The organism is Rariglobus hedericola (assembly GCF_007559335.1).
GTDB lineage: Bacteria > Verrucomicrobiota > Verrucomicrobiia > Opitutales > Opitutaceae > Rariglobus > Rariglobus hedericola.
On the sequence record NZ_VMBG01000002.1, the window covers coordinates 683,487 to 706,276 of the forward strand.

19 protein-coding genes are annotated in these 22,790 nt (G+C 60.0%); 5 read left to right on the plus strand and 14 right to left on the minus strand.

Going from position 1 to position 22,790, the window contains the following annotated elements; all coding sequences use genetic code 11:
• Positions 1 to 41 precede the first annotated feature (41 nt).
• Positions 42 to 941: a hypothetical protein gene (locus FPL22_RS13225; RefSeq protein ID WP_144230879.1), complete on the minus strand. Its 900-nt coding sequence runs from the start codon at positions 939 to 941 to the stop codon at positions 42 to 44.
• Between the two features lie 95 nt (positions 942 to 1,036).
• Entirely contained in the window at positions 1,037 to 2,686 is a 1,650-nt protein-coding gene (locus FPL22_RS13230) for a S8 family peptidase (protein WP_144230880.1), read from the minus strand.
• A gap of 134 nt (positions 2,687 to 2,820) precedes the next feature.
• On the opposite strand from FPL22_RS13230, the gene budA reads away from it, so the two are divergent.
• Entirely contained in the window at positions 2,821 to 3,603 is a 783-nt protein-coding gene (gene budA, locus FPL22_RS13235; RefSeq protein ID WP_162525309.1) for an acetolactate decarboxylase, read from the plus strand.
• A gap of 98 nt (positions 3,604 to 3,701) precedes the next feature.
• Here the strand turns inward: budA and ung are convergent, their stop codons facing one another.
• From ung to FPL22_RS13250, 3 genes are read right to left on the minus strand one after another with little or no spacing between them, the layout of a single operon-like run.
• On the minus strand, positions 3,702 to 4,400 hold the full coding sequence (ung, locus tag FPL22_RS13240; RefSeq protein WP_162525310.1) for a uracil-DNA glycosylase: 699 nt from the start codon (positions 4,398 to 4,400) through the stop codon (positions 3,702 to 3,704).
• 26 nt (positions 4,401 to 4,426) lie between these two features.
• Positions 4,427 to 5,116 (minus strand): hypothetical protein, encoded by a 690-nt coding sequence (locus FPL22_RS13245; protein ID WP_144230883.1) that lies wholly within the window; start codon positions 5,114 to 5,116, stop codon positions 4,427 to 4,429.
• A gap of 12 nt (positions 5,117 to 5,128) precedes the next feature.
• Positions 5,129 to 6,010 (minus strand): hypothetical protein, encoded by an 882-nt coding sequence (locus FPL22_RS13250; RefSeq protein ID WP_144230884.1) that lies wholly within the window; start codon positions 6,008 to 6,010, stop codon positions 5,129 to 5,131.
• Between the two features lie 82 nt (positions 6,011 to 6,092).
• On the opposite strand from FPL22_RS13250, the gene FPL22_RS13255 reads away from it, so the two are divergent.
• On the plus strand, positions 6,093 to 7,298 hold the full coding sequence (locus FPL22_RS13255; protein ID WP_144230885.1) for an NAD(P)/FAD-dependent oxidoreductase: 1,206 nt from the start codon (positions 6,093 to 6,095) through the stop codon (positions 7,296 to 7,298).
• Between the two features lie 136 nt (positions 7,299 to 7,434).
• Here FPL22_RS13255 and FPL22_RS13260 read toward each other — a convergent pair whose 3' ends face one another.
• Together FPL22_RS13260 and FPL22_RS13265 are read right to left on the minus strand one after the other, a co-directional pair.
• Positions 7,435 to 7,902 carry a ferritin-like domain-containing protein gene (locus FPL22_RS13260; protein ID WP_144230886.1) on the minus strand — a complete coding sequence of 156 codons (468 nt, stop codon included), beginning with the start codon at positions 7,900 to 7,902 and terminating at the stop codon, positions 7,435 to 7,437.
• A gap of 250 nt (positions 7,903 to 8,152) precedes the next feature.
• A complete protein-coding gene (locus FPL22_RS13265; RefSeq protein WP_238991417.1) occupies positions 8,153 to 9,142 on the minus strand; it encodes a L,D-transpeptidase family protein in 990 nt (329 codons plus the stop codon).
• Positions 9,143 to 9,318: 176 nt separating this feature from the next.
• Between FPL22_RS13265 and FPL22_RS13270 the strand changes: the two genes are divergently transcribed.
• The gene (locus FPL22_RS13270) at positions 9,319 to 10,014 is read left to right on the plus strand and encodes a DTW domain-containing protein (protein WP_238991418.1); all 696 of its coding nucleotides are present in this window, start codon (positions 9,319 to 9,321) and stop codon (positions 10,012 to 10,014) included.
• Positions 10,015 to 10,201: 187 nt separating this feature from the next.
• Positions 10,202 to 10,648 (plus strand): DUF5069 domain-containing protein, encoded by a 447-nt coding sequence (locus FPL22_RS13275; protein ID WP_144230888.1) that lies wholly within the window; start codon positions 10,202 to 10,204, stop codon positions 10,646 to 10,648.
• 98 nt (positions 10,649 to 10,746) lie between these two features.
• Here FPL22_RS13275 and FPL22_RS13280 read toward each other — a convergent pair whose 3' ends face one another.
• The 4 genes from FPL22_RS13280 to FPL22_RS13295 form a co-directional block, all read right to left on the minus strand.
• Positions 10,747 to 10,920: a DUF1328 domain-containing protein gene (locus FPL22_RS13280; protein ID WP_144230889.1), complete on the minus strand. Its 174-nt coding sequence runs from the start codon at positions 10,918 to 10,920 to the stop codon at positions 10,747 to 10,749.
• Positions 10,921 to 10,998: 78 nt separating this feature from the next.
• On the minus strand, positions 10,999 to 11,409 hold the full coding sequence (locus FPL22_RS13285) for a low affinity iron permease family protein (protein WP_144230890.1): 411 nt from the start codon (positions 11,407 to 11,409) through the stop codon (positions 10,999 to 11,001).
• 92 nt (positions 11,410 to 11,501) lie between these two features.
• On the minus strand, positions 11,502 to 11,963 hold the full coding sequence (locus FPL22_RS13290) for a hypothetical protein (RefSeq protein ID WP_144230891.1): 462 nt from the start codon (positions 11,961 to 11,963) through the stop codon (positions 11,502 to 11,504).
• Positions 11,964 to 12,003: 40 nt separating this feature from the next.
• Positions 12,004 to 12,966: an aldo/keto reductase gene (locus tag FPL22_RS13295; protein ID WP_144230892.1), complete on the minus strand. Its 963-nt coding sequence runs from the start codon at positions 12,964 to 12,966 to the stop codon at positions 12,004 to 12,006.
• A gap of 29 nt (positions 12,967 to 12,995) precedes the next feature.
• On the opposite strand from FPL22_RS13295, the gene FPL22_RS13300 reads away from it, so the two are divergent.
• Complete coding sequence (locus FPL22_RS13300; RefSeq protein WP_144230893.1) at positions 12,996 to 14,348, plus strand: endonuclease Q family protein; 1,353 nt, start codon at positions 12,996 to 12,998, stop codon at positions 14,346 to 14,348.
• Here the strand turns inward: FPL22_RS13300 and FPL22_RS13305 are convergent.
• The 3 genes from FPL22_RS13305 to FPL22_RS13315 form a co-directional block, all read right to left on the minus strand.
• Positions 14,331 to 15,635 (minus strand): mechanosensitive ion channel family protein, encoded by a 1,305-nt coding sequence (locus FPL22_RS13305; protein WP_144230894.1) that lies wholly within the window; start codon positions 15,633 to 15,635, stop codon positions 14,331 to 14,333. The two genes, FPL22_RS13300 and FPL22_RS13305, sit on opposite strands and share 18 nt — an antisense overlap.
• Before the next feature lie 66 nt (positions 15,636 to 15,701).
• Entirely contained in the window at positions 15,702 to 16,640 is a 939-nt protein-coding gene (locus tag FPL22_RS13310) for a DMT family transporter (RefSeq protein WP_144230895.1), read from the minus strand.
• A 207-nt stretch (positions 16,641 to 16,847) separates the two neighbouring features.
• On the minus strand, positions 16,848 to 22,655 hold the full coding sequence (locus tag FPL22_RS13315; RefSeq protein ID WP_144230896.1) for a S8 family peptidase: 5,808 nt from the start codon (positions 22,653 to 22,655) through the stop codon (positions 16,848 to 16,850).
• Positions 22,656 to 22,790 lie beyond the last annotated feature (135 nt).

Sequence of the window (22,790 nt, forward strand, 5' to 3'; positions counted from 1 at the left end):
GTCGCGGCAGTATTGTCTGCAGCTGAGCACTGGCAACAGCTTTACGGGGCGGGCGGTTGGGGAGTTTTACGATGCACACGGTGCAGCTGCCAGGAGTTCCAGAGGTTGTGCCAGAGGATGTAGCAGGTGGGCCCGAGGGCGACCAGCGGGCTGGCGTAGGTCAATGCGAGGAAGAGCGTGAAACTGGTGTTCTTCTGGCCGAGCGACTGGCTGGCTTCGGGACCGTAGATGCGTCCGCCGATCCAGCGACCCAGCGCGAAATTGGCGGCGCAGATGAGGATCGTGACGGCGGCAATCTCCACCAGCATCAGGCGCGAAACATCGGCCTGAGTGCGCAGGAAGTGCGAGGCGTTGGCCATTACGAGGAAGAGCGTCATGACCCAGGCGCCGAAGGAAACGTCACGCAGTCGGGCGGGCCACTGAACCGCGGACGGATAAATTCGTCGCACGATGAGCGCCAGCGCCATGGGAGTGAAAATGAGCAGCGCCACGGTGCCGGTGACGCGCAGGAACAGCGTGGCATCGACCTCGCCGAGCACCCACGGCAGGAGCACGGGAAGCAGCGCGGCGACGACGAGATTGGTGACCAAAAAAGCCGCAGTCACATAGGTGACGTCACGCCGCATGAAGCTGATGATGACCGGGGCCGCCGCGGCGGTGGGCGCGATACCCGCGAAGAAACCGGCGAGTCCCACCTCGCGCCCGCCGACCAGCCAGCCGAGCGCGAGTCCGGCGAAGGCCATGAAGAGATTGGCCGCGAGCAAAAGCAGATGGCTGCGCTGGAGGCTTTGGCGCGTCCAGTTCGTGCACAGGAAAACCAGAAAAAGCATGCCCATGATCAACCACTGGATCGCTCCCGAGAAAGCATGCGCCTGCGGAATCAGCGCCCCGAGAAGGAAGGCGACCAGAATGGCGGCGGTGCGGGCGAGGCCGGAGAACATGGAGCCGCCAGTGGTAGCGGAGTTAATTTTTAACGCAAAGACGCAAAGGCGCGAAGCGCGGAAAATTAAGATAAGAGGTGGAGACGAAGCGGCGGTTAACGTCCGCTGAGATCAAGCAGGCTGGCGCGAATATTATTGGCGGGAACGGCGTCGATCATGTCGTCGGGCGTGCCGAGTAATGTCGTCATGCTGATCGGCGCGGCGGCGGTGGCGGCGTCGATGGGGAGCGACAAAGTCGTGCTTTGACCCGCGCCCAGGTTGCCGAGCACATAAGCGACGGGCGTCTGCTTATTGAGGGTGACGCTCAAAGTGCCGGCGCGCACCTCATGCTGACTGCGGTTTTGGACAACGACTTCGAGCGAGGCGGTCTCGGGATTGTAGTGATGGCTGGATACGGCGACATCGACGCGGGACCGATCATTGCGTGCGAGGGCCCAGCCGAGGTTGAGCGTGCCGTAACCGTAGTTGGCATCGGTGCCGGCGGCGCCGCCGTCGTCGGCGTGGGTTTGCAAGATTTCGACGGCCTGCACGGCGGTAAGCCCGGGCGACTGCGACATGAGGGCGGCCAGTGCACCGGAGACGATGGGCGCGCTCGCCGAGGTGCCGCTAAAGAGGGTGCGCTCGTTATTGAGGCTGGCGGCCTGGATGCCGATGCCGGGCGCGGTGAGGTGAAGTTGCGCGCCGGAGTTGGAGAACGAGGCCTGGCGGCCGGTGGCATCGGTCGAGCCGACGGAGATGACGCGCGGATCGGCGGCGGGCCAGTGGAGGCGGCCCGCGCCGTCGTTGCCGGCGGCGGCCACGATCACCACGCCCTTGGCCTGCGCGTAGGAGATCGCGCGATTGATCGCCTCGGACGTGGAGTAGCCGCCGAGGCTGAGGTTGATGATCTGCGCGCCGGCATCGACCGCGGTGACGATGCCCTGCGTGACGGTGAAGATGTCGCTCTTGTCATCAGTATCAAATATTCGGATACTCAATATCGAAGCGGCGGGGGCGACTCCGGGCGCGTCCAGACCTGAGCCGGCGGCGAGCGAAGCGACGGCGGTGCCGTGAAGACCGGTCTTGCCGGTGCCCGCGTAGCCCAGGCCGATGTCGAGGTAGCGCAGGCGTGCGCCGAGCGTGGGATCGGGCAACGCGCCGCCATCCAAAACCGCGATGGTGACGCCGCGGCCCCACGCCGACGTGTCGGTGCCGGCGGGGATGCCCAAGGTGGCGAGGAGATTGTTGCCCACGGCGATCTGGCGGCTGGCGACGCGCTCCTCGGGCACCGGTGGCATCTGGACGAATAGGTTGGCACTGACTCCGCCGTAATCGGCGGCGCGGGCGAGGAGTTCCGCGGCAAAGGTATCATAAGCGCGAATGCGCACCCGCAGGATGTTGAGCGCATCGATGCGGCCGGCGACGATCACGCCGGATTGTGCGGCGCGGGTGAGAAAGCGGCCGTAGCCGTCGGCGTTCTTAAAGATGAGCACGGCCTCATGCGCGCGCACGGACGGATGGTTAAGGCGGGTGGAAAGTTTTTCCGAAAGTGCGGCGACGTTCGCGGCCCGGGCGAGGTTTTCGTCATTCGCGGCGGGAGCGTCGGGTGCCGTGAGCGTGGTGGTGGAGTCGGCGTCGCTCACGGTCGTCTCGATGGGCGCGGGCATGGGCTCGATGGAGCGATGCGTGAGAAAAAACAACACGACCAGAATGAGCAGCAGGCCGCCTGCAAGGGGGACGAAGGAAGGATTTCGGGAGCGGCTCATGAACAGGCGGTGCGAATCGGCTTGGGTAAAGGTGGGTGAAGGTGGCGAAACTTCAATCGCTAGACGCGGTGTGCGAGCCGAGGTTTCCACGGATGATTTATTGCTTTCGGAAGGGCGGATTGCAGCGTGCGTGCATGAAGAAGCTTTTCATGTGCATGGCGGTGGTGGCGTTGAATCTGCCGGCTTTCACGCATGCGGCGGCGCCGGGGACGGTCACGCAATGGTCGACCATCGATGCGTTGCTCAAGGGGCATTTTCAAGGCTCGGTGACGCTGGCCGAAGTGAAGCGGCACGGTGACTTCGGGCTGGGGACGTTTGAGGCGCTCGACGGCGAACTGATTTTGCTGGATGGGAAAATGTATCGTATCGACGGATACGGAAAAGTGAGCGAGCCGGCGGACACGGTGAAAACGCCCTTTGTGGCGGTCGCGGAGTTCAAGGCTGACATCAAGCTGGAGGTGCCGGCAGGGCTCACCCTTGCCGAAGTCCAGGCTCGGGTGGATGCGGTCCTGCCCTCGAAGAACGTGTTTTATGCGGTGCGCGTGATGGGGAAGTTTGACGAAGTGCGCACACGCAGTGTGTCCGGGCAGAAAGAACCGTATCCAACCCTCGCTGAAGCCGTGAAAACGCAGTCCTTGTTCACGATTGCGAAGACGGAAGGGACACTCGTCGGCCTTTGGTGTCCGACGTATGCGAAGACCCTGAATGTGCCCGGCTACCACTTCCACTATCTATCGGCCGACCGCACCGCCGGCGGCCACGTGCTCGGGCTGGTGACGGGTAAAGACGTGACGGTGCAAGTGGCGGTGTTGCGGCAGTTGGCCGTGAAGCTGCCTGAGCTGGCGACGTTTGATGCGCTGGATTTGACCGGCGACAACTCGAAGGTGCTGCACGCGGTAGAGTCGGAGCGGAAGTGAGCGCGGGCGCAGGGGAGGCGGAGTTATTAACGCAGAGGCGCGGAGATAAACGGATCGGACGGCTCTGCGCCTCTGTGTCTCTGCGTTAAAATGTCGGGTCAAAGCGACCAGTCGATGGGCGGGCGGTTGCGGGAGACGAGGAGTTCGTTGGCCTTGGCGAAGTGGCCGTTGGCGGCGAACTTTTGCTCGGGAGGCAGCCGGTTTTGCGCGAGGGGCGACGGGTGTTGGTCGGCCAGGATCATGTGGCGCGACGTGTCGATGTGCGGACGGGCCGAGACCTCGGCTTTGCCACCCCAGAGCATGAAGACGACGAACGGTGACTCGGCTTGAATGGTGCGCAGGAGGGCTTGGGTGAACGCCTGCCAGCCGAGTTTGGCGTGGCTCATGGGTTCGCCGGAGCGGACGGTGAGAATGGTGTTGAGCAACAGCACGCCTTGATGGGCCCACGGTTCGAGATGACCGTTGGCCGGCGCTTTCCAGTCGGGAAAACTGCGGGCAAGCGAAGCGTAGATGGCCTTGAGCGACGCGGGGAGTTTGACGGACGGCGGCACCGAGAACGAAAGCCCGTGGGCGTTGCCGGGCGAGGGGTAGGGATCTTGTCCGAGGATGACGACCTTCACATCCGCCGGCCGGACGAGTTCGAGCGCGCGGAACAGATTTTCGCGGGAGGGAAAGACATCGGACGTCGCGTAGGCTTCGGAGACGGCGGCGGAGAGGGCTGCGAATTGTTCGCGCGTGTAGCCGTGTTCAAAGACGGAGTGCCAGGCAGAGGGGAGGCTTAGCGGAGAATGGGACATTTCAGAGCATTGAGAAGAGAGCACTCTTAACGTTTTGCCCATTCTGATTGTTCGGTGAGAGTCGGGACGTATTCGCCGATGCGGCATCCGGGAGGCAATGCATCCAGAATGTTTGATGTTTTCCCTTTGCCGTCGAAGCGGAGCAATTTGTCGTCGTCGGATATGAGGTTTCTGTAGAAGGCCACGTTTCCACCCATGAAGACGATATATCCGCCATCAGTTCCATACGGACTATGCTTTGCCCACGTTCCGTCGAGTTGAAGCCCGCGAGTCCATGCGATGGGCGTAGATGATGGCATTTCGTTGGTCAGCTTTCCAAGGGGGACGGCAATACAGGGTTTGATCTGGCGGAACAGGGGATCGAGTTGCCTCGGGTGAGAGTCGCCGGGCACTAAAACGGTGCGGGGCACGTCGGCAGAATCATTGAACGCCGGATCGACTTTAGATTGCCACATGGAGGCGACATCCAGTCCGCCTGATTCAGCTAGTTGACGGGCGAAATCCCAAACATGCGTTGCTTCTGGAAATCGATCATTATTCGACATCATGTAAATCAGACTGGCTTGTCCGATTTGACGGATGTTTGAGGAGTCTGGACCCCTTGGGACACTCTTAACACGACCTAACGTCGGGATGAGAATACCAGCCAGTAAGACGAGCAAGACTACGGCCAACAGAATAGTTGATAGGTAACTTTTAGGGGCGACGGGTTTCATGTGTGCAGTTCTTCAACAGGTCGGAATGATGATGGCTGCGAGAACTGTCAGGAGGATCGGCCAGAGAAGAATCGTGATTCCTCCGGGAATACCCTTGGTAAGACGGTAAACACTGATGACGAGGAACGGCCCCCATAGCAGTATTAGCGTGATGAGCGGTGTGTAGTTCCTTGCGCGTTCACTCAATGGTATCCGTGGGCCGTTCCAAGTCGCCTTTTCTTCGGGCGTTGGAATGTATTCGCCGATGCGCGTGCCGGGAGGCAGGGCCTCAAGGATGTTGTTCGTCGTGCCTTTGCCGTCATAGCGGACGAGTTCGCCGGCGGCAGTGGTGGAGCCGAGGTTTTTGAAATAACTGACGTTGCCCCCTAAAAACACGATGTGGCCTCCTTCGCCGCCGTAGGGACTGTGTTTGGCCCAAGTGCCGTCGGACTGTAGTCCTCGGGTCCATGCGATTGGTGTGCTGGCGGGAGCTGAGGTGGTGATTTTGCCTAAGACGACTGCAAAGCTGGGTTTGATTTGGCGGAAGGTGGGGCTGATCACTCGGGCGTTTCCTTTTACTGCTGGAGCGAGGACGGAGAGAGTGGACCTAGTGGTTGATTCAGTTGCTGGATCAATGCGGGATTGCCACATTCTGCCATTGTCGAGGATGTCGGATTCGGCGAGCAATCGGGCGTAGTCCCAGACGTCGGTGGCTTCTGGGAGGCGGTCTTTATGTAACTGTGCGTAGATGAGGCTGGCTTGGGCGATCTGGCGGAGGTTTGAGCCGTCGCTTACTTTGTAAGCGGGATGGGAGACGCGGCCGACCGTGGGGATGATAACGGCGGCGAGACCTAGTAGAACTAGGAGGAAAATAAGAGAGCGAAACGGGAGCGTTTTATGAAAGGGCTTTTTCATGGGGTGGCCTTTGGTTTGCATCAAGGCGGTGGGCTATGCGAGCAGGGAACTGGTTCCACGGTTGGAGCTCTGTGTGGTTCATATGGATCTCACTTCCGGTTGCCCGTTTTGGCCGATTAAGAATGGGCTGATTGCGAATTATCCTCCGCTGGAGGCTGACGTTTCGTGCGAGGTGGTGGTGATCGGTGGCGGGATCACGGGGGCGTTGGTGGCGTATCATCTCGCGGAGGCGGGCGTCGATGTCGTCGTTCTGGACAAGCGTGACATGGGAACCGGCAGCACTTCGGGGAGCACTGGGTTGCTGCAATATGAGATCGATACCCCGCTGCATAAACTCATCGGCATGGTGGGCGAGGATCACGCCGTGCGGAGTTATCTGCTATGCCGCGATTCACTCAAAAAAATCAAACGCCTGACGAAGCGGATCGGTGATTCGTGCGGGTTTGAAAAAAAGGAGAGCCTTTATCTGGCGAGCACGCCACGTGATGTGGCAGGGCTGCGAAAGGAATTCGAGGCGCGGGAAAAACACGGGCTCGATGTGGCGTGGTGGGATTGGGAAAAAATCGCGGCGGAGAGCAGCTTAAACCACGAGGCGGCGATCTGGTCGAAGGATGCGGCGCAGATCGATGTGTATCGTTTCACACAGTTTCTCCTGCTGGCTGCGCAGAAAAAAGGGGCGCGGCTCTATGATCGCACACGGGTGACAAGTCGGGTGATGAAACCGCGTGGCGTGGAGTTGCTGACGGAACGCGGTGCGCGCGTGCGGGCAAAGAAGCAGGTGATGGCGACGGGTTACGAGGCGCAGGAATATCTGCCTGAAAAAGTCACCGAGATGGCGAGCACGTATGCGTTGGTGAGCGAGCCGTTGAGCGAGATGAAGGGCTGGCCGGGCGGCCGGTTGATCTGGGAGACGGCGCGCCCGTATTTTTATCTGCGCACGACGGTGGATGGCCGGGCGATCATCGGCGGTTATGACGAGCCGTTTCGAAATCCCAAGGCGCGGGATGCGTTGTTGCCGGCGAAGACGGCGGCGTTGGTGCGGAGGTTCCGTCAGCTGTTTCCCAAGATCACGTCATTCGAGAGTGCCTATGCGTGGACGGGGACGTTTGGCGGAACGAAGGACGGGTTGCCGTATATCGGCGGGCATGCGGCGCGTCCGCATACATATTTTGCGCTTGGATACGGAGGAAACGGAATCACCTACAGCGTGATCGCGGCGGAGATCATCCGGGATCTGTATTTGGGGAAAGAGAACCGCGATGCGGAGATTTTTCGTTTTGGTCGGTGAAGATCCGGAGGAGAGGCGGATTTTAACGCAGAGGCGCAGAGGCGCGGTGAGAAGCCAAACAGGACGGAAGGAATGGTGCATAAAAACGCCGCCACCGGTGAAGGTGGCGGCGTTGAGAGGGCGGCGGCAGGGTTTCTTACGAAGCTTTGCGGTAGGTCGAGCCGTCGCGCAGCTGTTTGACGTGGTCGTGGGCGGCCTTCACGTCGGCGTATTGGCGGCTGATCAATTCCTGGGTGGGAAGATCGAGGTGGGTGGCCTCAAGGGCCTTGCGGTAAGCGGCCACGGCGGAATCTTCGCCACGCTCGGCTTCTTCGAGGACGGAGTGCGGCTCGTTGGAGGAGAGGGCGGATTTCAGGTTGATCCAGCCGCGGTGGATGCTGCCGCTGAGGCTGCCAGATGTTTCGACATCGGCGCCGAGACCGACCACGCGGGCTTGAAGCTCGGCGGCGAATTCGGCGCGCTGCTTGGCGTAGCGATCGAACACGCGGGCGAGCTCGGGAACCTTCACATCTTCAGCGGATGTCTTGAAGCCTTGCTGGCCGTCTTTGACGACTTCAATGAGGTCGTTGAGGGTCTTGATGGTGCTCTTGATATTGGAGTTCATGGTATTGGGATTTTACAGGGTTAAGGGTGTGGTCGTCGGGAGGCCCGTCACATGAGAGACATGAGACCGCGTCCTTTTGACGGTGGATGCGGCTATAAATGCCTAGGTCGTGCCAACTCTCCCAAGCTTCATATTATGAGATCCTTAAGGCTTTAATGGGGGATTCCACCAGTCGTTTGGACTGCACTCTGCAAGGCGGAGAAAATGCGTTCCGCTCATTTTGCCCGATGAAGGGCAAGCCGCGGACGGCTTACGGGAGCACGGTTACCGGCAGGCCGGTCCAGGCGAGGGAGAGGAGGGTGCGGGCGTCCCAATTGGCGAGGCGGAAGCAGCCGTGGGATTCGGTGCGGCCCACGTGTTCGGGTGTAGGGGTTCCGTGGATACCGTAGCCGGGGCGGTCGAGGCCGATCCAGGCGACGCCAACGGGATTGTTGGGGCCGGGGGCGAGGATGAGTTTGCGGCCGAGGGTCTGGGCCTCGGCGGATTCGGTGAACGTCTCGGGGTCGAAAGTATAGTTGGGATCGGGGATGACGACGGTGACGTGGAGTTCGCCGACGGGGCGCTTCTCGACCTTCTTGGCGATGCTCACGGGAAAGTGCGCGAGCAGTTTGCCATCGGCGTCGCGGGCTTGGAGGACGTTGTCGGCGAGGCGGACCTCGAGGCGGGCGGCTTTGGCGGTGAACGGAGCGAGCTTGATGGCGGGAACGGAAAGCGGGGTGCCAGCGGCGAGGGTGTTCCAGTTGACGGACGGGTTGAGTGACTGGAGGTAACGTGCGCTGGAGTGGGTGAGTTCGGAGACGAGCTCGAGCGGTGTTTCGTGAGCGAGGGCGGTTTGCTGGGATTTTTCGAGCCAGGTTTTGCCCAATGGCAGAAGCGTGGCCAGGTCCTCTTCGGTAAGGGCAAGCTGCGTGAGTGGCGGGGTGTCGAGCAGGAGGGCAGCCTGCGTGGAGTCGTCGAGGCGGCCGGTGGGCTTGAGGCCGGCGGATTCTTGAAAGGCGCGCAAGGCGGCGGCGGATTGGGCGCCGGCTACACCGTCGATGGGGCCGCTGGAAAAGCCGTGGCGGGCGAGGGCGATCTGCGCTTCGAGCCAGGATTCCACGGGGCGCGGGTAGGTGCGGGGGGCGGGCGGTGGGGTGAATTCGACGAGCGGCGACGAAGGCGCGGCGGGTTGCGCGGGGAGGAAAGCGGCGGTGGTGAGGCCGAGGCTGAAAAGAGTGATGAGGAGACGGAGCGAAGGCACGGGTTAGGGCGGAGTTTTCCCTGCGGACAGCGGGGCGTCGAGGTGGTTCTTGTTTATGAGTTGGAGTGCGTGCTCCGGCGGCGGGTGATGGAAACTCTGTTTGTAATCGGGTCGGGTGCGCGGGATAACCGAGGTAAATGGGACGAAGTGTTGTTAATAATCCGACGTTGAGGTGCGTGCGTTGCCAGCATGTGCCGCGCTGGTGCGTATGCGAAGGGCTGAGGATCGTGGAGTGTCCGCTGGCAGTGGATGTGATGATGCATTCGCGGGAATTTTTTAGGCCGAGCAGCACGGGGCATCTGATCCAGCGCGTGGTGACGGGTGCGCGCACGCATGTGTGGCGGCACGATGCGACGCCGGCGCGGGAGAGTGTGGTGCGCGAAGGCAAAGAGCTGTGGGTGCTGCATCCGCTCGGCGAACTGATGCCGACGACGGGCGTGAACGTGGACAACGTGCAGGTGTTGTTGTTGGACGGCAGCTGGGGCGAGGCGGCCGACATGAAGAAAGATGTCGAAGGCTGGGGGCGGCGGGTGAGCCTGCCGATGACGGGGACGAGCCGGTATCTGCTGCGCGCGCAGCAGGGGCCGGGGCAGTTTTCGACGATGGAGGCGTTGTTGTTTGTGTTGTCGGCGCTGGGGCTGAAGGAGGTGCACGATGCGCTTCGGGTGCAGCTGGAGTTACACGTGTATGCGGGGCTGCGGACGCGCGGGCAGTCGGTGATGGCGGCGGATTTTCTGGCGACGTCGCCATTGCGCACGGTGATGCCGGAGGTGATCGCGCGGATGCATCCGCAGTCGCCGGACGAGAAGGCGGCGTTCAGCGCATTGCTGAAGGAGCGGACGGCGGTGGCCCGAGTGTTAAAGGATGCGTGAGGCTTGAGAGCGGAGGGACGGAGGACGGAGATCGGAATACGGAGGGTTCCGATTTCGGGGAGGGCTCGGTGACGGTTAGCGCTGGGTTACATTGGGCGGTAAATGCGAGGGGAGTTTGCGAAGCGTGGAAGAGTCGGCTTACGTCGCGATGTTCTGTCAGCCCTTACTTAACCCTGAATTAATTCATATGAGTTCTACCATTGTTCCGATGATTCCTTGCAGCGCGGCTGGTCCGCTTGGCGTGCTTCACCTCCCCCGTCTTTGGCTGAAAGTGTCGCTTGAGGCGTGCGGCAAACTGGATCCGGCTTATCCCGGCATCGGCAAGGGCTTCGATCAAATCGTGATCGATATGCTCGGCCTGAAGGCGGACGCGGTGCGCGATTTTATCACGAAGGAAAAGCCTTCGTATGCGCAGTTCGAATCGTGGGTGAAGTCGCAGGCGGGCGTGAAGCTCGACCGTGCGAATGTTTACAAGCTCAACTCGGTCGTGCTCGGCTATCATCACGATGACGAGACGCGCAAAGCTGTGCTCAAGGCCGCGGGTTATCCGGATGACGGCAGTGTCCAGGGTTCAGCGGTCGAGTTGAACGCGATCGACGACTGGGCGGCATTTCATGCCTCCGTGCTGAAGTAAGCTGACCGACAACGATGAAGCCCGCACTCGAGTGATGAAAGGGGAGTGCGGGCTTCACTATGTGCCAATGGCACGACCGATGTTCTAACCTAAACCGGTCAAAGCACTTTTTTGCCGATGAAAATCGCCGCGACCACGAAGATGATCACCAAGGCGAGGAAGATGAAGAAAAGCACTTTCGCGATAGCGATCGAAGCGCCCGCGATGGTGGTGAAGCCGAGTGCGCCGGCGACGAGTGCGATCAGGAAAAAGATGAGGGCCCATTTAAGCATAAAGAGAGGAGGTTGTTCCGGCAGACCGGCTTTGGGTAAACCGGTTCCGACACGCTTTGCGGCGGGTAAGCACGGCGGTTATTTGCGGGGTGAGGTCTTGCGGGTGTGGAGTGTTTTTCGCGCGGCCTCGGCAAGTTTCTCGTAATCGGCGCGGATGCGGTCGAGTTCGGCTTCTTCAAGGTCCTCGAGGTCGAGCAGCGCATTGTGCGCCCGGCTGTTGGCGCGGATGAGTTCGTCGATCTTCAGGTGCAATGCCTCGGAGTCGCGGTTCTGGGTGTTCTGGATGAGGAACACCATGAGGAACGTCACGATGGTCGTGCCGGTGTTGATGATGAGCTGCCAGGTGTCGCTGAAATGAAACAAGGGTCCCGACACGGCCCAGATGATCAGCACGAGCACGGCGATGCCGAAGGCGAGTGGCTGGCCCGAGGCGCGCGCGATGCGTTTGGCGAAGCGGGTGAAAAAAGAGTGCGGTCGGTTGGCTTTCATTAAGGCGGAGAGAGGGAGGGGACGGGATGTGTCCACGCAGCCTCCTACTAGACCGACTTAACCCAAACAGGTAACGCGGCTTCGGGCCGGAATTAGATCACGACCGAAGGGGTGGGTTCCGCTCCGCCCATATCGGGCAGGAACGGAATGGCGGGGCGCTCGGTGATTTCGAGCTGGAGAAACTCGCAGGCGGATTCCCACGTGGAAAACACCTCGAAGACGTGGCGGCCGGCCATGATGCGTTTATACACCATCGAACCGGCGGTGGCGGCCGGCGATGAAGTGATGACCGCCCACCGGCTGGTGCTCGTCTGGGTTTCGGACTTCAGGAAATCGACCAGCCCGTTCAAATCATCGAGACCTGCTGACGGCGTCATGCGGGAGATATCCACGATGCCGGGATACGTTTTCGAATAGGCCGGATCGTTCCACAAGCGCCGGACGCAGGCGATGATCTGGGTGAGCGAGAACCGTCCTTCGAAGGCTTGGAAGATGACCTTCCGATCGGAATCGATCATGTATCCGTAATTCATTACGTCATGTGCGGCGCTCATGGTGGATTGCCGGTTGAGCAAAAAGCAGGCCGGTTTGTTATCAAGGAACCTTTTGACCGCGGGCGGCGGCGAGCAGCGAATACCATTCTTCGCGGGTGAGCACGACGTCGTCGGCTGCGGTGCTGGCGCGAACGCGGTCGGCCTTGGTCGTGCCGATGATCGGTTGCATGCCGGCGGGGTGGCGGAGAATCCAGGCGAGCAGGATGGCCTCGGCGGAGACTTTTTTCGCTGCGGCGAGCTCGGTGATAAGCGGAGCGGCGGGGTGGTCGGGCTTGAAGAGCTTGCCTCCGCCCACGGGTGACCACGGTTGAACGAGGATTTCGTGACGACGGCAGTAATCGAGGGTGCCGGAAGCGAGGTTGGCCTCGGCCATGGCGCCGGTGCGGTTGGCCATGAAGCCCTCGACCACGAGGGCGGGCTGGGCGAGGGAGAATTCGAGCTGGTTTACCACGAGAGGCTGGCGGACGTAGTGACGCAGCAGCTCGATCTGGGCGGGCGTGTGGTTGCTCACACCAAAGTGGCGGACCTTGCCGGAGCGGAGTAGTTCGTCGAAGGCGCGGGCGACCTCGGCGGGTTCGCCGAGCGGGTCGGGGCGATGGAGGAGCAGCAGATCGAGATGATCGACGCCGAGGCGGGCGAGGATGGCTTCGGTAGAGCGGATGATGTGGTCGTAGCTGAAGTCGTAGCGCGCGGGTTCGCCGCTGAGGTAGGCGTCGTTGGCGAAGCGGATGCCGACCTTGGACTGGAGGACGATGCGGTCGCGGAGGCCGGGAGTGGATTTGAGGATGCGGCCGAAGAGCGTCTCGGATTTGCCGGCGGTGTAGATGTCGGCGTGGTCGAAGAAGTTGATGCCACAGTCGAGCGCGGCGGCGACGGTGTCGCGGGCGGTTTTCTCGATTTCGGAAGAGATGGGCTCATGATCCCACGTGCCGCCGATCTTCATGCAACCATAGGCGATGCGGGAAACAGTGAGGTCGGTCTTGGGGATGCGGTAGGTTTTCATGGGGTAGTAAGCAGAATGTGATTTCCAGCGTGCACGTCTTCATGACGGGGCCGCAAGAGAATGCTTTTTCCTGCAAATTTGCAGCAGCAGGCTTCTGTTGCGGGCAAGGCAGACGCGTCATTAGCTCACAGTTTATCGTTATGATTCTGGCCGCCGATCTGCACATTCATTCCCGCTATGCGAGCGCGGTGTCGAAGGACATGACTCTGGAGAATATTTCGCTCTATGCGCGCAAGAAGGGCGTGGATCTGATCGGCACGGGCGATTGCGTGCAGCCGGACTGGTTAAGGGAATTGGAGGCGGGTTTGCAGCCGGTGAAAAGCCAGCCGGGATTTTTTGCGCTGCGGAAAGAGCTCGGTGAAGCGGCGTCGGCGCAGTTGTCGGAGAAGCTGCGCAGGCCGCTGCGGTTTTTGTTGAGCACGGAGATTCATTGTTCACCGGCGGGAACGGCGGAACTACGCGGACCGCATCACCTGGTTTATTTTCCGACGTTTGACGTGGCGTGGGCGTTTCATCGGAAGCTTTCGCCTTACGGTGATCTTAACGAGGGGCGTCCGCGGGTGAGGCTGTCGTCGCGCGAGTTGCTGGAGATGGTGCTGGAGCACGGCGAAGGCTCGGAATTTGCTCCGGCGCATTGGTTGAATCCGTTTTTCTCGATCTGCGGGAGTCAGGGCGGTGGCGATGGAACGCTCGTGGAGCAATTTGGTTCGCTCGCGCCGCACGTGACACTGGTTGAAACGGGGCTGACTTCCACGCCGCCGATGTGCCGGCGGGTGTCGGGCTTGGACGGGCGACGGTTGTATTCAAATTCGGATGCGCACTCGTTGGAGAACATCGGGCGCGAGGTGACGTTGATCGAGGGTGCGACGGATTATGAGGCGGTCTTTGCGGCTCTGCGTGGAATCGGATCGGGGCGCGTGGTGAGCACGGTGAAGTATGCGATCGAGCGCACGCGTTACTTCCGCAACTGGTGCGGGATTTGTCAGGAATCGGTCGATGGGATGCTGTGCCCGACCTGTGGACGAAAGCTGGCGATGGGATCGCGAGATCGCGTGGAGCAGATCGCGGATCGGGCGGAGCCGGTGTTTCCGGCGGATGCGCCGCCGTGGATGATGATTCTTCCGCTGGCGGAAGTGTTGTCGGACGTGCTCGGGGTGGACGACAGCGCGAAGGCGGTGCAGCAACAGCACGCGCGGTTGTTGGAAGAGCTGGGGAATGAGCGCTATATTTTGACCGAGGCCACGCATGATGAAATCGCGCGCGTGGGCACGGCGCAACTGGCGCGAATCATCGTTGGCCAGCGGACACAGCCGCCCGGACGGAAGCCGCCGAAACTTAAGCGGGCGGGCGGCGACGACCAGTTCTCACTGGGCATCAGTTAACGGTCCTTGAGCCAACGCGGGACGGCTGCGAAGGGCGCTCGCGGCCGCTTCGATGTCGGAGCCCGATGCGTTTTGGAAAACGCGCAGGTCAAATTGTCCGATCACGGCCAGCAAGTGATCGAAGATGTCGGACTGCACATCCTCATAAAAAGCCCAGCGGATATCGGTGGTGAAAACGTAGAGTTCAAGCGGGACGCCATGTTCGGTGGGCTGGAGCTGGCGCACGAGGAACGTCATGTCCTGATGGATACCCGGATGAGCTTTCAAGTAGGCGATGCAGTAGGCGCGGAAGGTGCCGAGGTTGGTGAGCCGGCGCCCATTGCCGAGCACGCCGGTGTCTTGGCCGGGCTGATTCTTTTCTGAGGCGATGGCGGCTAGTTTTTCATCGAGGTAGGGCTTGAGCAGTCGAAGGCCGTTCCAGCGGGCGAGTTGCTGCTCGGTGGCGAAGGCCACGGTATGCATATCGATGTAGAGCGATCGCTTGATGCGGCGACCGCCGCTGTCGGTCATGCCGCGCCAGTTTTTGAAGGAGTCGGAGATGAGCGAGTAGGTCGGGATGGTGGTGATGGTCTTGTCCCAGTTGCGCACCTTGACGGTGGTGAGGGAGACATCGATTACATCGCCGTCGGCGCCGTTTTTCGGCATCTCGATCCAATCGCCGACGCGGACGAGTTGGTTGACGGAGATCTGGATGCCGGCGACGAAGCCGAGGATGGCATCTTTGAAGATGAGGATGATGATGGCGGTGAGGGCGCCGATGCCGGAGAGGAAATACACCGGCGATTTTCCCATGAGGGCGGCGAGGATGAAGATGCCGGTGATGAGCGTGGCGAGCAGCATGATGCCCTGAGTGAAACCCTTGATGGGAATCTGCGCGCCGCGTGTGGTGCGACCGAGGATCAGCTGCGCGGTGTTGAGGAGGGCGTGAAGAACCATCAGGCCGATGATGAGCAGGTAAATGCTGGTGGCGGTTTCGACGGCGGCGAGGGTCTCGGAGTTGTGCCCGAGTGCAACGGGGCCGAGCGCATCGATGACAAGGGCGGGAGCGAGGTGGGAGAGCCGGGTGAACACGCCGGTTTCAAGCAGCACGTCGTCCCACGTGACGGTGGTGCGCTTGGCGATGGATTTAACCGTCCGGAGAATGATGTGCTTGGCGATCCAGTTGGCGGCGAAGGCCAGCAGGAGCATGGCGACAACGGACGAGGCACGGGCGAGCCAAAGTGATTGTTCGAGCGAGGCGCCATGGGCCTGCAACCAGAGGGTGAATTTGTCTATGAACGATTCCATCACCGTCCATTCAAAGGCGTGCCGCCGCATCTGGCTAGACGCGATCAGAGGCGGCGGCAGTTTTTATCAGGAACGGATCGCGGGCTTCATCAACGAGGATGCGGCGGTGCCGGCGAGGATGAGGGTGCCGCCCAGCAGTTCGAGAGCGGTGAAGTGTTCGTGGAAGAAGGTGACTCCGCCGATGGCAATCCCGAGGGGCACGAGCATTTGCAGGAGGGAACCCTCGGACACAGAGAGATTGCGAAAGGCGTGGGTCATGAGGAGTTGTCCTGCTGCGGCGGATACGCTCGCGAGAATCAGCAGGCTGGCCGTGATCGGAGTGAGTGAAGGGAGGTGGGCCACGGCGGGACCGGCGCAGATCAGCAGGCCGTAAACGCATTGGGCGGCGAAGATGGTGGAGGTGTGTTCGCGGGCGTGGAGCTTGCGGATGGTCACGACGATCCACGCGGCACCGAAGGCGTTGAGCAGTGCGAAGGCGTCGAGCCAGCCGGTGTGGGTGCCGTGGGAAAACGGATTGGTGAGCAGGCCGAGTCCGAGCAGCGCAGCAACGGCACCAGTGAGGAGCGCGGGGCGCAGATGTTCGCGCAGGGCGAAGACGGCGAAGAATCCGCCCCAGATGACGTAGGTGTTGTTGATGAACGTGGCGCGACCGGCGCCGAGATGGACGACGGTATAGTAGAACCCAAACGTGCAGATGCCGCCGAGGACGCCGCGTTCGACGAGCTTCGGGTTGGTGAAGAGATTGCGAGGTTGGAACTCGCGCCGGTAGAGCGTGAACACGAGGGCGATGCCGACGAGAAAACGGGCGGACACGACAACCCAGACGCTCACGTTGCCGAAGCTCGCGAGGGCGCGGATGAGCAGCACGTTGGTGATGAAGCACGCGGCGGAGCCGAGCATCATCAAGATACTGTTGCGGTGGGACCGGTTGGTCGTGGAGCCGGGTGATGAGACGGAGGTCATGGCGGTTGTCGTGAGGACGAAACCGGTCCGATGACGGCGCATAAAAAAACCGCGCCGGAATCGGGCGCGGTTGCGAAGGGGAGATGTTTCTTGGTTGTGGGATTAAGAAACGATCACCGACCGTGCAGCCGCGCATCCGCTGACGCGAATGGCGCGCCAGAGAGCGAGTGCGGTTACACGGACTTTATGCTGATGGAGCATGGGTGAGGGAGTTAATAGAGTTAGGCGAGGAGGGTTGGCAATAACGAGTTAGGGCGCGTCGACTTGGAGGCGGACAAACACGCGGCCGGTGCCGAGGGCAGGGTTGATGCGAAGGGTTACGGTTTCGGTGAGGCCGTCGGGATTGGCGACGGTTGAGAGCACTTCGGGTGCGGTGGCGGGGGCGGACCACGTGGTAAGGTTCGTCGACGTGGTCACGGTGTAGGTAAGCGCGCCGGGATAAATTAAGCGGCGATAGGTATAGACGAGGTGGCTTTGTCCGGACTCGGGATGCGTCGCGGTGGTGCTGGTGGTGGGGGCCTGTGCTTCCGCTGAGTTGGGATCGAGGCCCATCGCGTATTCGAGGAGATTTGGAATGCCGTCGAGGTCGGGATCACCGAGGCGGCCATGATCGGCCGTAGCGGAGTCGGGATTGAATCCATGTGTAGTTTCCCAAGCGTCAGGTAGACCGTCGGCGTCAAGATCGGGCAGAGGCTCCAGTATGACGAAGGGAGAGCTTTGTCCAAAGATGCCGTTTCGGCGGGCTTGTAGTGTAATCGGTGAGTTGGACGCAGAACCCAACGAAACATCCCCCGTCCAGTTACCACCTAAAAACGGAATGGTTGTTCCGGGGGTTACGGTTACGGAGTTGGCACGACCGATTCTCAGGTCTGCCGTTACATAATTATGTGAAGGGCTGGGATTAATTCCGACCCAGGTAGAGGGCGCGCCATAGGCCATGGACTCGCTGGTGATCAGACGTATCTCACTCTCTGCTGAAGTGCGAACAGAGCATGTCGAATTGTAGTTGGTCGCGGTATTATCGAAGCTAAAATCCACCATCAGGTTGCTTACGCCGTCATAATTGAATGCGGTTGGAAGTGGGAAGTCGACCCATCCGCTACTTCCTGGGGGCAAGGTGACCGTGCTTCCATGAACAGTGGTCCAGTCATTGGATTGCCAGCCTATCGAGCGGAGCGCGGAAAAATGCTTCAGTCTGATGGTCCAGTTTTGAAGCTGGGTGCCGGTTTGTGCTGCGTAGAGGTATAGCCCGAGTGATTTGAGTGCGCCTGCCGGACCTATTTGTTGGGGTGAGTAAATGACCTGAATCCGGCCGACTTTGCTACTAGCGGTGATAAACGGAAGGATCGTGCTGGATGTCTGGTTTCCAGTTACACGAGAGGCTGGGCCGACGGAAAGCTCAGCCGAGCTTGCAAACGAGGTGATGGTGTTGCCGTAAGCATCCTGGGCAATGATCGTTGCTTGAACAGGGCGTCCGACCACGGGCGCTGTAGATGGAGACAGAGTCACAGCAAAGTTGGTGTGTGCGCCCACACCCAGTTGAAACGTATTGCTGGTTCCGGTATGTCCGCTGCCATCATCCAGGATCAGGCTGGCTGCGGTATCTTGCGCGTTAATGGAAACGTAAGTTGCGGCAAATCCTTCGCTGAAGCTCAAGTTTGCCGGCGTGATGGGAAGAAGACCATTAGAGCCCATCGCTTTTAAAGGGATGGAGCTGTTAAAATTTACGATTCTGGCACCGTCTTTGTTGAGGGGTTGAGCGGTTATCCAGAATGACCGATTGGCGATTTGAGAGCTGGCGATCGCATTAAATGCAAAGCGATCCGCATCGTTATCGGAAATAGATATGGTCGCAGTGGCCGAGGTGAATCCTGCCGCGGTGGCCGTGACTCCGACATCCACGATGTTTTCAATTTGGGTGTCTTCGACAGCCGTCATCACGAAACCAACCGAGGTGGCACCTGCCGGAATGATTACGGTTGGAGGAACAGTGAGCTGGGCGGGGTTGGCGGAGGTCAGTGAGACGCTCATCGGAGCCAGTAGTGAACCGGTAAGTTGAACGTATCCGGTGCGCGTGGCTCCTTCGAACAAAGAGTAGTCGTCTACTTTTAAAACAGCGGCTTCGTCATCAGTGACCGTGAACTGAGCCGTGGCAGGCGTTGTGCCCAGTAAAGTGGCCGATAAGGTGCAGGTTCTGTTTCCGTTGAGCTGAGTGTTGTTAATCGGGGTGATCGTAAACGTCGCGGTTGTCTGTCCGCGGCTCAGCAACAGGGTTTCGGGCACCGAAGCGGCCGATGGATCGCTGGAATTAAGAAACACCGTGACTGCAGCGGCTGATGCCGTTTGGAGGGTGAGGGTTGCGGTGACAGACTGATTGGTGTTCTCCGCAAAAATTGCGGGTGTGATCACGAGCCCCATGGCCGAAGCGTCGTCGTCGGTAATGGTTACATCCGTGAATCCGTTGAACAGACCGGCGCCCTCCGGCGGGCTGGCGGTAACCGTGATTACGCGGTGACCGTCGAAGAGCTCATCATTAATGGGAGTAGCGGTAAATGTGACGCTGGTTTCTCCGGCGGGCAGGGTGAGCGTCGGAGGCAGGGACAGTTTGGCCGGCGCTGACGAGATCAGGCTGAACACAGTAGGCGATGATCTCGCAGTGGCCAAGGAAAGCGTTCCGCTAACTTGGGAAGCCGATTCTGCGAGCACTGACTGAAGCGACAAAACGGGCCGGTTCACCGGGGTTGCGGTGATGGAGATGTCATCCAATGCAATGCCACCATCCGGAGGGAATTTATCGCCATACCGGCTAAACCGAATTCGAAATCCGGATGTGTAGGCGATGCCGTGTGTTGCGATGGCGGCATCAAGATTTATCGTGAACTGGCTCCATGCATTGGTGAGTGCCGGTGCGCGCAGAGGCTGAATTTCATACCATGTCACGCCGTCATTGCTGATCGCCACGCCATCAAAATTGGCCGAGCCGGTAAACGGGTTGGAGGAAGGCGCGTTGGCCACTTCGTTGAAGCCCTTGGCCCAAAAGCTAAGCAACGCGCCTGTGCGACCTGCAAGGTCTAGCGTAAGAGTCGCCTCTTTTCGCATGGCCAAACTGTAGTTGGAAGACGCGATGACCAGGTGTTTGGCGTCTCCGTGGGGTTGATGGGCGGTGGTGATCGCGGGCAGGTTATTGTCGCTGCCACTCAGGCTCCAGGCTGCGGATGGGGAGCCCGCCTCCCAGTTTTCGGTGAGCGGCGGAAGAGCGGCAGGTCGTGGCGGAGTGGATACACTGAATGTATTGGAATAGCCTGTTGCCTCGGGCGCGGCGTCGTGGGCGCGCAGCTGGATTTCATTTGAGGCATGGGGGGACGACATCGAACCGCTCCAAACGCCATTCACCAGAGATGCGGAGGAGGGACGGACAGGAATGGCCTCCAGATCTTTGAAGCGGATGGTTGGAGCAAAAGAGGACAAAGTGCCCCAAGTGTAAGCGAAAGGATCCAAGGCTGTTGAATCGGACTTGGTGATGGATCGGTTCGCGGGATAATGATAGGAAGATGATGAGCTCAGGTAGTTCGAGTCAGTGGCTGTGTTTACGAAGCTAAAATCCACCAAGAGAGAACTGCTGCCATCGTAGTCGAACGGCGTTGAGAAAACAAAGGAGTGCCAGCCATGGGAGGTCGGGGCAGCGTTTGAAACGTGGACAGTGGTCCATCCCTTGGAGTCGAATACCGGATTGGAAATGGAGGTTTTAGATGAGTTTTTTAGCCGTATCGTCCAATTACGAAACAGGGCGGCTGGATGACTGGTGCCCACATATAAATCCAACGAAATGAGCCGGCGGGGAATGCCGCCTATTTCGGAAGCAGGATAAATGACTTGCTGGCGGCTGGCGCGACCATAGCTGGACGCGAAAGGATAGGAGTCGGTGGAGGAGGAACTCGTCGGTGCCAGTGTGCGAGGGACAAGGGCGAAGAGGGTTGCCGGCCCGGAATAAAGAACAGGATTTCCGCCTGCATCGGCGGCGCGAAGCGTTACGGCGAAGGGCGTATCGGTCAATTGTGACGAAGGGATCGGGTCCCATGTAAATTGCGCGAGAGGGCCGGTGATCACCGAAAATACGCTGCTTGAGATGGCTGGGGCGATTCCGGTTGCGGGTGCGGTAAGCTGCGCCGAAGCCGAAAAAGCCGCGGGAGTGATCTGTCCGGTCCAAACGCCTCCGATCCACCCGGTAGCAACCACGGGGGCGGCCAATGTTGTGCCGGTGGCTCCAAGCGTAACCGGCGAATTAAAGCCACCTGCGGGCAGCCCATCGGCAGAGATGGCGCGTAATCGCACGGTGACAGGAACTCCGCGGATCAATGTTGCAGGCAACGGATCGAACACGAAGTGGTGCAGGGTGCGGTTGCGGCCGGTGACCGCGGCAGCTGCATTCAGGCGCCCGCCGGTGACGGACCGACCGTTCATCGATGGTATGGGATCGACGTTGGCCAGCAGGATCGACTTGAGCTTGGCGGCGGTAAGCGGGCCGTTGTGAGCCAGAACCAGCGCGGCAACACCTGACACATGCGGAGCAGCCATGGAGGTGCCGCTATCCACGACATAAAAAAATATATTCTCATTACTGGTGCTGTAGATACCGACGCCCGGGGCTGAGAGATCGACGGAGCTCGCGCCGTAGTCGGAAAACGAAGCAAGTGCATCCGAACGGTCGGTGGCCGCCACGGAGATGATATTCGGGAGATTAAAGGATGCGGGATAAGCGGGGAGGACATCGTTGTTACGGCCATCGTTGCCCGCCGCGGCCACAAACAGACGATTCGCCGCATTTACCTGGGCGATCGTATCGTAGAGGATTTGTGAATACGCATCGCCACCCCAGGAGTTGGACGTTAGCTCCAGTCCCAGGTTTGTTGCGTAGGTGATTGCGGCCACGGCATCCGAGGTGGCGCCGTCGCCGTGTGAGTCGAGAAACTTGATGGGAACCAGACTGACCTGCCAGTTTACGCCGACAACGCCCACGTCATTGTCGCCGAGCGCTCCGATGGTTCCCGCGCAATGCGTGCCGTGGCCGTCGTCATCCCAAGGATTCGCATCACTGTTAACAAAGTCCCAGCCGCGCACGTCGTCCACGTAACCGTTGTGATCGTCGTCGATACCGTTGCCGGCGATTTCAGCCGGATTGGTCCATATGTTGGCAGCAAGGTCCGGGTGGGTATAATTAATGCCGGTATCGATCACGCCGACGCGGATGGATCGGGAGCCGGTGGTGAGTTCCCATGCCTCGGGAGCATCAATGTCTGCATCGATTACGCCCCCATCCTGCCCGGTGTTATTCAATCCGTAGAGTTGCGGATAGTATGAATCGCCCGGTGTGGCAGTCGCGTGAACGATAAAATCAGGTTCGACAACGGCGACGACAGAGGAAGCCGCCTTGAGGGCTTCGATCGTCTGCTGGAGGCTGTTCAAATCAAAAGGATCACGGGTCTCGACAAGATAGAGCTGTGCTGCGGGTTGAGCAGAACGAATTTTTCCACCGGCGCGGGTTATCGCTGAAACCAAGGCAATCCGGTCAGTTCCGGCGGTGGCTGTAACCAAAACATGGTCTGCGACCATGGCGGTTTGTTTGACGAGGACATCTACTCCTGTCTGCGCATCTTTACGGAGCGTTTCTTCAATACGGAGCAAAGGATATTTGAATCCCGTGCGGACGATGCGGACTCGATGACGAAATGTGCGATCCACTGGATCGATAGTGATGGCTTCGGAAATGACGGGAGCTTGTGACCAGCGATCTTTTACCGCTGGCACGAGTGCCAGTTTATCGGTGGAGATGGGCGCTAATAAACGGGGCGAGACCGCGCTAACGGGACTTGCCTTTAAAACATGGACCGGCGTCGTCGGCGCGCCTGATGCCGTTTGAGAGACGGCGGTGGGTATAGGCTCCGTGGTGGAAGCGGGTGCTTTTTTCCAATCAAGCCCGAGCACGAACCAAAGCCCCAGCAGCAGACTTAATGCAGAGAAGATGGCAATCAGCTGACGACGTGAACGTGGAGCGGGCATGGCTGTGGAATGAGGGCATGAGCAAGAACACCCCGATGGCGCTTACAAGTGATCAATCTGCAAAAACTCCGAACTTTTGGATACGTCGATCGTATAGCTAGATCTAGCTATTGATAGGGTTGTGTAATGTCTGCG